10 protein-coding genes are annotated in these 12484 nt (G+C 41.8%); 8 read left to right on the forward strand and 2 right to left on the reverse strand.

All coding sequences use genetic code 11. The annotated features are described in order from the left end of the window. Nucleotides 1-61: 61 nt before the first annotated feature. Both uxaC and AC1F2U_RS10030 read right to left on the reverse strand, forming a co-directional pair. Complete coding sequence (uxaC, locus tag AC1F2U_RS10025) at nt 62-1489, reverse strand: glucuronate isomerase (RefSeq protein ID WP_480260968.1); 1428 nt, start codon at nt 1487-1489, stop codon at nt 62-64. A gap of 26 nt (nt 1490-1515) precedes the next feature. After that, a complete protein-coding gene (locus AC1F2U_RS10030; protein ID WP_480260969.1) occupies nt 1516-2547 on the reverse strand; it encodes a LacI family DNA-binding transcriptional regulator in 1032 nt (343 codons plus the stop codon). 212 nt (nt 2548-2759) lie between these two features. Here AC1F2U_RS10030 and AC1F2U_RS10035 point away from each other — a divergent pair, with 212 nt between their 5' ends. The 8 genes from AC1F2U_RS10035 (at nt 2760) to AC1F2U_RS10070 (ending at nt 12439) form a co-directional block, all read left to right on the forward strand. After that, nucleotides 2760-3245, forward strand: a complete 486-nt coding sequence (locus tag AC1F2U_RS10035; protein ID WP_480260970.1) for a gluconokinase — start codon at nt 2760-2762, stop codon at nt 3243-3245. 137 nt (nt 3246-3382) lie between these two features. Then, nucleotides 3383-3706 (forward strand): DUF1815 family protein, encoded by a 324-nt coding sequence (locus AC1F2U_RS10040; RefSeq protein ID WP_480260971.1) that lies wholly within the window; start codon nt 3383-3385, stop codon nt 3704-3706. 329 nt (nt 3707-4035) lie between these two features. Continuing rightward, nucleotides 4036-4932: an inositol oxygenase family protein gene (locus AC1F2U_RS10045; protein WP_480260972.1), complete on the forward strand. Its 897-nt coding sequence runs from the start codon at nt 4036-4038 to the stop codon at nt 4930-4932. Between the two features lie 761 nt (nt 4933-5693). Further along, nucleotides 5694-6695 (forward strand): ABC transporter substrate-binding protein, encoded by a 1002-nt coding sequence (locus AC1F2U_RS10050; RefSeq protein ID WP_480260973.1) that lies wholly within the window; start codon nt 5694-5696, stop codon nt 6693-6695. Nucleotides 6696-6829: 134 nt separating this feature from the next. Then, the gene (locus AC1F2U_RS10055; RefSeq protein WP_480260974.1) at nt 6830-7876 is read left to right on the forward strand and encodes an ABC transporter substrate-binding protein; all 1047 of its coding nucleotides are present in this window, start codon (nt 6830-6832) and stop codon (nt 7874-7876) included. Between the two features lie 464 nt (nt 7877-8340). Further along, nucleotides 8341-9897 carry a sugar ABC transporter ATP-binding protein gene (locus tag AC1F2U_RS10060; RefSeq protein WP_480260975.1) on the forward strand — a complete coding sequence of 519 codons (1557 nt, stop codon included), beginning with the start codon at nt 8341-8343 and terminating at the stop codon, nt 9895-9897. Then, complete coding sequence (locus AC1F2U_RS10065) at nt 9894-10892, forward strand: ABC transporter permease subunit (protein ID WP_480260976.1); 999 nt, start codon at nt 9894-9896, stop codon at nt 10890-10892. Before AC1F2U_RS10060 ends, AC1F2U_RS10065 begins: the two co-directional genes overlap by 4 nt. 146 nt (nt 10893-11038) lie before the next feature. After that, entirely contained in the window at nt 11039-12439 is a 1401-nt protein-coding gene (locus tag AC1F2U_RS10070) for a sugar porter family MFS transporter (protein ID WP_480260977.1), read from the forward strand. Nucleotides 12440-12484 lie beyond the last annotated feature (45 nt).

The raw sequence follows: 12484 nt of genomic DNA on the forward strand, positions 1-12484 counted from the left end.
CGCTTCCCTCCGCGCTCCTACCCTACGGGAAGGCGAAGCGCCTATGCGTTTAAATTCCCCCTCAATTCCCCTCAAACTTATAAGCAACCTTAGCGAGGTCATAAGCCAAAGCACGAGCCATACCATACCCTTCCTCCTCCTCAACCAATCCCCGTGCGACCAATCCAGCCAACCAATTACAAGCTACCCGCCGCCAGACATTATGACGAGCCGGAATCGAAACAAAAGCCCGTGTATCATCATTAAATCCAGCAGTATTATAAATTCCCGCAGTTTCCATAACCTGATTGAAATAACGCTCCATACCATTTACGCTGTCGTGAAACCACCAAGGAGGGCCGAGCAATACACTGGGATAATGACCAGCTAACGGAGCCATTTCGCGGCTATAAGTGCTTTCATCCATGCCAAAAATGATTAAATGGAAGCGGCGATCGCTACCGTAAGCTGATAATAACGGGTGCAGATTTTCAGTCCATTCGATTTTTACGGGAATATCAGCACCTTTATCAGCTCCAAATTTCTCAAATAAAGCTGGGTTATGATTACGCATCACACCACAATGCATTTGCATCACCAACCCATCTTCCACACTCATCCGCGCCATTTCCATGAAGATATGACCGGTAAAATTTTCGACATCACCTGGATTCAGCTTGCCGATTAATGCTCTCGCAAAGATAGCTTCAGCTTCTTGGTGAGAAAGGCGTGTGGTATAAGGTGTAGCTGCACCTTGGTCGGTAGCTGTCGCGCCCATTTTTTTAAAGAAAGCTCGACGTTCTTCTAAAGCTTGCACAAAATTGGCGTAAGTACTAATTTCTCTACCGATAGTGCTTTCCAATTGGGTAAGATTTTCGCGCCAACCAGGAGCATCCAGATTAACTACTGCATCTGGTCGAAAAGTTGGTCTGATTTGAGTAAAACCTTCTTCGTGGAGCGATCGCTGATTCTCTAGGTTATCACTGGCGGCATCGGTAGTACAAAGCACTTCGATATTAAAGCGTTTGAATAAAGCACGAGGAGAAAACTCCGGTGAGGCTAACAAACCTTCCAAATAATCATAGATACGTCCGGCATTGCGAGAATTTAAAGGTTCATCTACCCCAAAGACGTTAGTTAGTTCCTCTTTCAGCCACAATCCAGATGGAGTACCCTGAAATAGATAAAAATGGTCGGCGAACAATTGCCAGATTTTACGGTGGTCGGTTTCTGCTGGCGAACCATCATTGCTTGGTATCCCCAAAGCTTGCAGAGATACGCCCCGACTATAAAGCATCCGCAAAAGGTAGTGATCAGGGATAATCAGTAATTCCGTCGGTGAACCAAAACGGGCTGCGGGATTAGCTAACAAAGCTGGATCTACGTGGCCGTGTGGGCAGACTAAAGGTAACGCAGATATGCTATCAAAAAATTGATGAGCTAATCGTCTTTGAATTGGTTCTGGAGAAAAGCAGCGATCGGGAGATAAACTCGGTTTTTTAGTTAACATAATTTTTGTATAAATTGTTTTGAGTTTTAAATTGTTAATAATGCTGCACTGCTACCACGCTTTAATAGAAAAGGAGATAAAACGCGGTTTTCCACAGTTTTTTCTTCTATTAAATCGAGTAACATTTGCATGGCATAGCCACCAATTTCCAACATTGGCTGGCTGATTGTGGTCAGTGCAGGCGTAACGTAACAACCCAAAGCAATACCATCAAATCCGACGAGGCTTAAATTTCGCGGTACTAAAATACCTAATTCTTGGCAAGCTAACAGAGCACCAACCGCTACCATATCGTTGTAACAAAATATGCCTGTAACTTCCGCAGTCAATAGTTTAGACAGCATATTTTGTCCGGTGTTAACGTCGCTGGTTCTGGTATCATATTCGTCACTAATTGAAACCCAATCAGCATTTTGTGGGATACCAGCTTCTGCAAGGGCCATTTGATATCCTTCTAGGCGCTGCTGGTTCGATCTGCTGCGATCGCCTACACCCAAATAACCAATAGCAGTGTGTCCTAAACTAATTAGATGCTCTGTCGCTAATTTAGCACCTAAGCGATCGTCTATTGCAACTGAATGAAATATTTCTGATTGGTCTTCAGTCTGACTATTAATTAAAACTGTTGGTACAGCAATTTGTGTGAGTTGTTTAGTATGCTGTTTACTAATTCGCGAGTCAGCTATTAAGATTCCATCCACCCTACGGCGATGAAAAGTATCAATAGCTGCCATTTCCTGCTCAAAATCTCGGTGTGAAGCACTCAATAAAACACTCAAACCCGCTGGTCTGGCTATCTTCTCTATTCCCTCTACCACCTCACCATAAAAGGGATCTGAAATTGAAGTTACTACTACACCAATAGTATTAGTACGTTTATTTTGCAGGCTTTGAGCAATAGCATTCGGCACATAGCTCATCTCCTGTGCCAGTCGCTTAATTTCTTCTCGCACTTTCGGGCTAATCAGAGCATTATCTCGCAAAGCACGTGAAACTGTCGAATGAGAAACCCCTGCTCTGCGGGCAATATCTTCAATTGAAATTCTGCGTTTATTCATTATTTTATCTTAGCTTTTAAGCATTGCACACGTGTGCATTCATATGTATTATAGAAAATAATTGTGATTTGTCAAGAGAATTTAGTACAACTCACATTTTGCATGGTAAGGAGTTAAAAGTCCTCACTTTCACCTCCGTCAATGATTACAACTACAAGTTACAAGTTACAAATTCCGAATTCCGAATTAGTTGAACTTTTATTAAGAAAAAAATGATTATTATCGTCATGGGTGTATCTGGTTCTGGAAAAACTACCATCGGAAAACTGCTAGCAGACTCCTTAGAATGGGAATTTAGCGACGCTGATACTTTCCACTCGCCAGAGAATGTTGAGAAAATGCGGCGCGGTATCCCTCTGAGTGAAGAGGACAGAATGCCCTGGTTACAAGATTTGCAAACAGCCATCAAGCATTGGCTACAAGAAAATAAAAATGTGGTGTTGGCGTGTTCGGCTTTAAAAAATAGCTATCGGCAATTTTTGGTAGTGGATAGCGATAGCATCAAGCTAGTTTACCTCAAAGGGTCTTACGAGTTGATTCAAATGCGGTTACAAGAGCGTAGCAATCATTACATGAGTGAAAAACTACTTGATAGTCAGTTTTATACACTAGAAGAACCAGTAGATACTCTATCTATGGATGTTGCACAGCCACCCCAGATAATTGTGCAAAACATTAGAACTGCTCTGGAAATTTAGCTGAGTGATGGCAACCGTAATATTAAGATTAATCACGTATCTAGGAAAACACGAACTTTTGGCAACTAAATCACATCACATGTAAGTCTAAAGAAATATCAAAGCAAGCAGATAACTGTAATGGTAGGAGAAAAGTAGTGTTTATAAGATTAGCGCAACAGCATCAGCAATTCGTTCAAGACTTGGTAATGAACCTGCAAGCCTTGACAATTATACTTGAGCGGCGTGGCTATACTGCGTCTTGTTATACGTGCGGCGAACAAATGAACAGTGCTTCATTTATGGTTAGCCTGAAAGAAAAGCACCTGATTCGGTTTTTAGTGTCTGATTACGGAATTACTTGGATGGAATTGTGGGACGATCGCGAGTTAATGAAGTTGGAGGGTGCAGAAGCGATAAACCAGCTACAAGAGTTGGCTAATCTTGTTAAGTATTCCACGACTGTACAATTGACAAATTGATACTAGGCTGGTTGAGTCAGACATAAATATTCATAATTATAGCTGTTGCACACGTGTGTAACCGAAAAGATTAGCTTATATTTAGTAAATTCATGCACGGTTGTGCAAAAAAATAAAAGCACTGTTTTCAATCTGAACCAAAGAGATTGGGTAAGACAGTGAGGGAAGTGGATTGTGCATAGGTATGCAAAGACGAAATGAAACTTAACACGCATTTTTGCACACGTGTGCAAAAATAAAAAATAAGTCCAATACAGGTTTTGCACACCTGTGCACAAAGGAGTGCGAAAGTACGATTTAACAAACATAATATCGACAACTAGGAAGATATGTCTCAAACTCTAAATAATGTCATTGCTCAAGCTCAAAACAATCCCTTACGTTCGCTAGAAGAATGGGAAGAAGACTTACTTAATCGCTATCCCGATCCAGATAACATCGTTAAAGAAGGTAAAACCACCGAAAAGTACAGGAATTACGAAACGACTATCAGAGATACGGTGAAAGAGTTTTATCGGTTAAATCATATTAATCAAACATATAATTTTGTACTTCAAAAAGAAAAAGAATTTTTGAAGTTTGATAAAAAAGAAATGTCTGTTTGGGATGCGGTCGAATTTTTGAATCAGTTGGTTGATGATTCCGATCCTGATACAGACATGGATCAGTTACAGCATCTATTGCAAACATCAGAAGCTATTCGCGCTGACGATCATCCTGACTGGATGGTACTTACTGGCTTCTTTCACGATATGGGGAAAGTGCTTTGTCTGTTTGGTGAACCTCAATGGGCTACCGTAGGGGATACTTATCCTGTAGGTTGTGCATTTTCTGATAAAATTGTTTTCTCAGAATTCTTCAAAGAAAATCCCGATTATAATAACCCCGATTACAACACTAAATATGGCATTTACGAGCCTAACTGTGGATTGAGTAATGTACATATTTCATGGGGGCATGATGAGTATTTTTATCAGATGATGAAAAACTATTTGCCCGAACCTGCATTGTATATGCTTCGCTATCACTCATTTTATCCTCAACATCGGGAAAATGCCTATGAGCATTTGATGGATAAACACGATCGAGAAATGTTTAAATGGGTACGTTTATTCAATCCCTACGATTTGTATTCCAAAAACCCTATTCCTCCTGATTGGCAGAAATTAAAACCATACTATGAAGATTTAATGGCTAAATATTTACCTGCCACATTAAAGTTTTAAACTGCTGAAAGAAAAATTTGCAATCTTCTATTTCTGAGGGGATAAAGTAAGAACAAAAATTGGTATACAACTTTCTTTATCCCTAATCAAGCTTGAAAATATTATCTTGTTTACTCTTCTATTGCCAATAAATACGCTTGTCAAGCTGATGAAAGTTAATTGTATAAATCTAACCAAAGGATGTTTACATTTTCCAAAATTTCGCACTAACAATCAAAAAACTCTCTACTTTAATAGTATCTTTTCTGAAGGAGATTGATTGAGAAATGTTAACGTTTTTAAAATCTACCCTAATATTGAATAGCCTAATTTATCCGAATGGTTTGGAATAAAGACTTTGAGTTATATCGAGAGATTTAAAACACTTTACATTTGTAAAGTTCGATAAACAAAATTAATGTTTGTACTGGAGCGAGATAAAATGAAAAAAGTCAAAAGAAATAAAGATTTACAAGTTTAATAAAACTAATTTTTGGAAGTTTCACTTAAAAGCTATTTTCAGGCTATGCACTACGAAGTAATTTTGTCCAAAAATAATGTAATTATTTGAAGTAGTGTAATGTTCTGATTTTTGCTTTAAAAATAAAACATTTTGTTCGTGAAACTAATAGTAATAACTCCAATTGGTCAAATCACAGGATTTTTGGAGTTTCAGTTCCAAAAATTAGTAGTAACGCTAGGTTAGGTCTAAGTTTTTCAGACCTAGTTTATCTGGTGATGACCTTTATCCAATTTAAATCAGTTGTTAGAAACAGATGAATATGAAGAGAATTTCGCTCATAGTTGGTATATTAGGTTTTGCGGTTGTTGGTTGCACAAATGGCGCCCAGAATCACAACGCTGCTACTAATACTACTAACAAGGCTACTAATATAAGTGCAGAGAGTCTTAGTACTTCAAATAGGAAATTGCAAACAATCGGCGTCGCTTTGGGTGACTTAGGCAATCCTTTCTATAATGCTGTGCAGAAGGGGGCCGAAACAGAAGCTCAAAAACTTGGGGGTAATATCAGAGTTAATGCGGTTTCCAGTGCCTTCGATCTAAACCAACAAACCAATCAAATCGAAAATTTTACGGCTGCAAATACTGACCTAATTATCCTCAGCGCTGTTGATAAAAAAGGAGTTAAACCAGTTATTGACCAAGCAAGGCTTGCAGGTAGGGTTGTTATTGCATTAGATTCAGCCGTTGATGCAGATGTGGATGCGATGATTAGTTCTAACAATACCCAAGCTGGTGAGGTTGCTTGCCAATATATTGCCGATCGCCTCAAAGGTCAAGGTAGTGTAGTCATCCTCAACGGTACTCCGATGGACTCAATCAATCAGCGAGTCAGTGGGTGTGAGAAATCATTGTCCAAATATCCGAATATTAAACTCATCTCTAAAGAGCAAAACGCTGAAGGGACAAGGGATGGAGGACTAAGAGTCATGAGCGATTTGCTGACAACTTTTCCCAAAATTGATGCCGTTTTTGCCACTAACGACCAAAGCGGTGTCGGCGCAGATTTAGCCGCTAAACAAGCAAGACGTAAAGAATTTTTTATTGTTGGGGTTGACGGATCGCCTGATGCAACCAAAGCAATGGAAGATAAAGATGGTGTGTTTGCTGCAACTGCTGCTCAAAATCCCGCAGGGATGGCTCAAAAAGCGGTTCAGATTGGTAACGATATCATCCAGGGTAAAAAACCTGAATCATCAAATATTCTGATTCCAGTCAAGTTGGTTACTAGAGAGAACCTTAGCAGCTATAAAGGCTGGTAATTTGTAATACTCGCCTCCGGCGAAAAGCAAGCTACGTAATTACAACACACAGAAAAAGGTTTGATACGGAAGGGTTAGAATTTTTGATCCTGTTTAAAAAAAATACATCAGTTCCAAATTTGGTGTAAATCAAAATGACTTTTAGGAGATATATGAATGTCAGAAAGATTGTAATTGCAGCTAGTCTACTAGGTATGATCGGTGGCAGTCTGATCGGCTGTACATATGGTTCTCCCGATGGCAACACTGCTACTAATACTGATATTAAACCTGTTACCAATACTAGTGCAGAAATTAAAACCGCCACTGGGAATAGAAAGTTGCGATCGGTTGCCTTCACCGTTGGCGATCTAAGTAACCCTTTCTTCGTTGTTATGGGACAAGCAGTTGAGGCAGAAGCGAAGAGAATTGGCGGAAAAGATGTCAATGTTATTATAGCTTCCAGTGCCTATGACCTCAACCAACAAGCCAACCAAATTGAAAATTTTACTGCCGCAAATACTGACATTATTGTTTTAAATGCTGCTGATAAAAGTGGAATTAGACCAATAGTTCAAAGAGCAAAAAAAGCAGGTAGAATTGTCATTGCCGTAGACACAGGTGCAGAGGGAGGTGTGGATGCAACCATCACGACTAATAATGTCCAAGCTGGAGAAGTTAGTTGTAAATATATTGCTGACCGCCTCAAAGGTAAAGGCAATGTAGTAATAGTTAACGGCCCGCCAGTGGACTCAGTAATTCAGCGAGTTAGTGGCTGCGAAAATGTATTATCCAAATATCCCAATATCAAAATTCTCTCTAAAAACCAGAATGCAGATGGTAGCCGGGATGGAGGACTGAGAGTTATGACTGATTTACTCACAACCTTTCCGAAGATTGATGCTGTTTTTGCTATTAACGATCCGAGTGGACTTGGCGCAGAACTAGCAGCGAACCAAGCACAACGTAAAGATTTCTTTATTGTTGGGGTTGATGGTGCGCCAGAAGCCATAACTGCGATCGCCAATAAAGATGGTATATATGCAGCAACTGCTACTCAAAATCCGCGAGGGATGGCCGAAAAAGCAGTTCAAGTTGGCAACGACATTTTAAATGGGAAAAAACCTAGCAGTTCTACCATTTTGATTCCAGTTAAGTTGATCGCAAAAGATAACGTCAGTACCGAAAAAGGCTGGAAGTAATATAAATTGTGAAATTACAATTGAAAAATATGCCTTTTGATATCAATCTTTGGGTGCATTTGTAAAGTTTTTGCACATACATAGAATGTCTGGCGGTTTTCACTTAAATTAATACCAAACCTCATCTTTGTTCCTATCTTTTATTTAATCGAAAGATGGGTTTAGAAAGAGGTTAAAACTCTGCTGCACCTAACTGAGAACCGCTATATATGTGCATCAGGGTAAAGTTTGCGTGTTTATTTATAGCACTCAGACTTTCCCAAAAACTTCTATTAAGTAACGTTAACAATCGAGTATGAAAATATCTTTTCCCGATTCCCTATTTTCAACCTAGTATTCAGCTTTTAAAAGATGATTTTGCGATCGAGCAAATATGAGTTTATTAGTTTCTAATTTACAATCGCGCGATGCCTACGGCGGGCTGCGCCTACGCGAATTTTAAATCGTTTTTACAGGTTTTGCTCATGACAACCAATATTGAAACCTCACGTTCTGATACACCAACTAGCATCCCAGTGCTAGAAATGCAAGGAATTACAAAACGATTTCATGGTGTACCTGCGCTCCAAAATGTTAATCTCACGATTTACCCAGGAGAAGTTCACGCCCTGATGGGTGAAAACGGAGCAGGCAAAAGCACATTGATGAAAATCCTGGCAGGGGCTTATATTGCCGACGAAGGAGAAATTCGCATCAATGGTCAACCCTTGAAAATTACCGATCCGGCGACAGCACGTAAATCGGGTATTAATCTTATTTATCAAGAACTGAATGTTGCACCGAATTTAACCGTTACCGAAAATATGTTTATGGGTAGCGAGTTGCGGCGAGGTCAGCTTTTAGACCGCCAAGCGATGCAACTGGAAGCAGAAGAAGTGCTGGACAGCCTTGGAGCTAATTTTACCGCCCAGACAATAGTTGGTACTTTGTCCATTGCCGAACAGCAGCAAGTGGAAATTGCCAGGGCGCTGAAGGATAAAAGCCGCGTTTTGGTGATGGATGAACCAACAGCAGCATTGTCTGACCGTGAGAGCGACCATTTATTTGAGGTCATTCGCAAACTGCGGCGTGATGGTATTGCCATTATTTACATCAGCCATCGCATGGAAGAAATCTATGCCCTAGCTGACCGGATTAGCGTGTTGCGTGATGGTCAATATATTGGCAGTCTCACACGCAGCGAAATTTCTCCACAGCGATTGGTGCAGATGATGGTTGGTCGCTCCATGCAAGACTTTTACGAACATCAACGACAAATGAATCCTGGCCCAGTGGTACTATCAGTCAGAAATATGAGCGATGCCCGCAAGAAGATTGAGCCGGCTAGTTTTGAACTTCATGCTGGAGAAATTCTGGGTTTAGCTGGGTTGGTTGGTGCCGGACGCACAGAACTATCCCGGCTGATTTTTGGTGCAGACCGTAAAGCTAGTGGCGAAGTATTCTTAAATGGCAAAAAACTGGAAATTAATACACCCAGTGATGCCATTGCTGCCGGAATTGGCTACGTTCCAGAAGACCGCAAAGACCAAGGTTTATTTCTGGAGATGAGCGCCCGCAAGAATATTGCTATCAACACACTCAAGCAAGATGCCAAGGGTGGGATTGTTAACTGGCCTTCAGTGAATCGCCTGTCAACAGAAGCGGTGGAAAACTTTAATATCCGCCTAGCCAATTTGGAAATTAGAGCATTGGATCTTTCTGGTGGTAATCAACAAAAGCTACTGCTAGCGCGTTGGTTAGCCATTAAACCGAGAGTGTTGATGTTAGATGAACCGACACGCGGCGTAGATATCGGTGCTAAAAGTGAAATTTACCGAATTATGAGCGAATTAGCAGCCCAAGGTGTTGCTATTTTAATGGTTTCCAGCGAACTATCAGAGATTGTCGGCATGAGCGATCGCGTCTTGGTGATGCGAGAAGGACAACTGGTAGGCGAACTGGATGGCAGTCTTGGCAAAGAAATCACCCAAGAAAAGATTATGCACTACGCAACTGGAGCATCGGAGGTATCAGCATTATGAGTCAGACAGTCAGACCGCCTATCAATAAATCAGCCAACAATCCCGCAGCTCGCAACCGGAAATCAATCAGCACCCTGTTGGAAGTTGCGGGTATTTTGCCAATCTTAGTAATTATCTGCATCTTATTTGCATTCCTTTCTCCCAACTTCCTCACCGGCGGTAACATCGTCAATATCTTGCGTCAGGCATCAATCAATATTGTGCTAGCGACAGGAATGACCTTTGTAATTCTCACCGGAGGTATTGACCTTTCAGTTGGGTCAATATTGGCTGTTTCTGCGGTAGTTGCATTGCTGGTATCGCTACTACCAGCTTTAAGTTGGGCGGCTGTACCTGCTGCGTTGCTAGCAGGATTGCTGTTAGGCTTACTCAACGGGGCGCTCATTACCTTCTTGGATGTGCCACCTTTTATTGTTACGCTAGGTTCACTTACAGCCTTGCGGGGTGTTGCCTTTTTAGTTGCCAAGGGTACAACCCTGATTAACCGGGACATAAATTTTGCTTGGGTGGGTAATACATATATCGGCCCCATTCCTTGGCTAGTGATAATTGCGCTACTGACTGTGATAGCTAGCTGGTTTATCCTGCGGCAAACTGTTTTAGGAGTGCAGATATATGCCGTTGGTGGTAACGAGCGGGCAGCCAGATTAACAGGGATTAAAGTTAATCGGGTGTTGCTATTCGTCTATGGTATTAGCGGATTGCTGGCAGGTTTAGCAGGAATAATGAGCGCTAGCCGTCTTTATAGTGCCAGTGGCGTAATAGGTCAGGGTTACGAATTAGATGCGATCGCAGCTGTTATTCTAGGTGGAACCAGCTTTACAGGTGGTATTGGTACCATTGGTGGCACTCTTCTAGGTGCATTGATTATTGCTATTCTCAACAACGGTTTAACCTTGTTGAACCTATCTTACTTCTGGCAATTAGTCGTCAAAGGACTAGTAATTATTTTGGCAGTAACGATCGATCGGTTACGCAGACGTTCTAGACGGTGAACAAGAGGCAGGGGAGCTGGGGAGCAGAGGATCTGGGGAGCTGGGGAGCAGAGGAGAAGTTGCAGTAAGTCTTTCCCCTCCGCCCCTCCGCCCCTCTGCCCCTCTGCCCCTCTGCCTCCTATACCCAATTCCCAATATATAAACTTATGTCTACCACTACTGTTCGTCGTAAAGCCAGCACGTTTTATGTAATTTTGATTGCTGGTGCTGCTGCCCTCGGCGGTTTTCTATTCGGTTTTGATACTGCTGTAATTAACGGTGCGGTTGGAGCTATTACCAAAGACTTTAACGCCAACAGCTTTGAGATTGGTCTTGCCGTATCCTTGGCATTGTTGGGTTCTGCGGTGGGAGCCTTTTATGCAGGCAAGATTGCAGACCGTTATGGTCGAGTCAAGGCAATGGTTGCATCTTCGGTGTTGTTTACCATCAGTGCCATTGGTTCCGGGCTGCCTTTGGGAATTTGGGATTTTACCTTTTGGCGGTTAGTCGGTGGGATTGCAGTTGGTGCTGCTAGCGTTATTGCTCCAGCTTACATCGCAGAATGTTCTCCCACCCATTTGCGCGGGAGGCTAGGATCTCTGCAACAATTAGCGATCGTAGTTGGAATTTTCATTGCACTGATATGCGACTACTTTATTGCTGTGTCAGCAGGTTCAGCCGAGTCGCCGTTTTTATTTGGTATAAGCGCTTGGCGCTGGATGTTTTGGACAGAAATTCCTCCAGCCGTACTTTACGGAATGTCCGCTTTAATGATTCCCGAATCTCCCCGATACTTGGTTGCTAAAGGACGAGAACCAGAAGCTGCTAACGTTCTGACCAAGATTTTAGGGGGTGACGTACTGCCAAAAATCGAAGAAATTCGGCAGACAGTACTTCGCGAACGGCAACCCAGCTTTTCTGACCTCTTAAGCAGAAGTGGCGGACTCTTGCCAATTGTTTGGATCGGAATAGGCTTATCTGTATTACAGCAATTTGTTGGGATTAATGTAATCTTCTACTATAGCAGCGTTTTGTGGCGGGCTGTTGGCTTTTCCGAAAAAGATTCCCTAACAATCACGGTAATTACAGGAGCCGTCAATATCATTACAACACTGATTGCGATCGCCTTTGTAGATAAATTTGGTCGCAAGCCCTTACTTATAGTAGGGTCGATAGGCATGACCTTTACTTTGGGGACGATGGCTTATCTTTTTGGCCATGCTCCCCTCGATGCTGCTGGGAACCCCAATCTTACCGGAAGCGCCGGGACTATGGCTCTCATCGCAGCCAACCTCTATGTATTTTGCTTCGGTTTCTCCTGGGGGCCAGTGGTTTGGGTACTGTTGGGAGAAATGTTTAATAACAAAATTCGAGCCGCCGCACTTTCGATTGCTGCTGCTATGCAATGGGTTGCTAATTTCCTCATTTCCACAACATTTCCTCCCATACTGCAATATTTCGGTCTAGGTTCTGCCTATGGACTCTATACAATTGCAGCAGCTACCTCATTCTTTTTCATTCTCTTTTTTATTAAAGAAACCAAAGGGATTGAGTTAGAGGATATGTAATTCGTAATTCGTAATACTTCGGCTACGCTCAGTACAAGTTCGTAA

Source organism: Nostoc sp. LEGE 12454, from assembly GCF_056620565.1.

Coding starts and splice junctions, on each gene's coding strand:
- AC1F2U_RS10065 (WP_480260976.1), top strand. CDS start 9,894: ATGAGTCAGACAGTCAGACCGCCTATCAATAAATCAGCCAACAATCCC.
- AC1F2U_RS10050 (WP_480260973.1), top strand. CDS start 5,694: ATGAAGAGAATTTCGCTCATAGTTGGTATATTAGGTTTTGCGGTTGTT.
- AC1F2U_RS10070 (WP_480260977.1), top strand. CDS start 11,039: ATGTCTACCACTACTGTTCGTCGTAAAGCCAGCACGTTTTATGTAATT.
- AC1F2U_RS10035 (WP_480260970.1), top strand. CDS start 2,760: ATGATTATTATCGTCATGGGTGTATCTGGTTCTGGAAAAACTACCATC.
- AC1F2U_RS10060 (WP_480260975.1), top strand. CDS start 8,341: ATGACAACCAATATTGAAACCTCACGTTCTGATACACCAACTAGCATC.
- AC1F2U_RS10055 (WP_480260974.1), top strand. CDS start 6,830: ATGACTTTTAGGAGATATATGAATGTCAGAAAGATTGTAATTGCAGCT.
- AC1F2U_RS10030 (WP_480260969.1), bottom strand. CDS start 2,547: ATGAATAAACGCAGAATTTCAATTGAAGATATTGCCCGCAGAGCAGGG.
- AC1F2U_RS10045 (WP_480260972.1), top strand. CDS start 4,036: ATGTCTCAAACTCTAAATAATGTCATTGCTCAAGCTCAAAACAATCCC.
- uxaC (WP_480260968.1), bottom strand. CDS start 1,489: ATGTTAACTAAAAAACCGAGTTTATCTCCCGATCGCTGCTTTTCTCCA.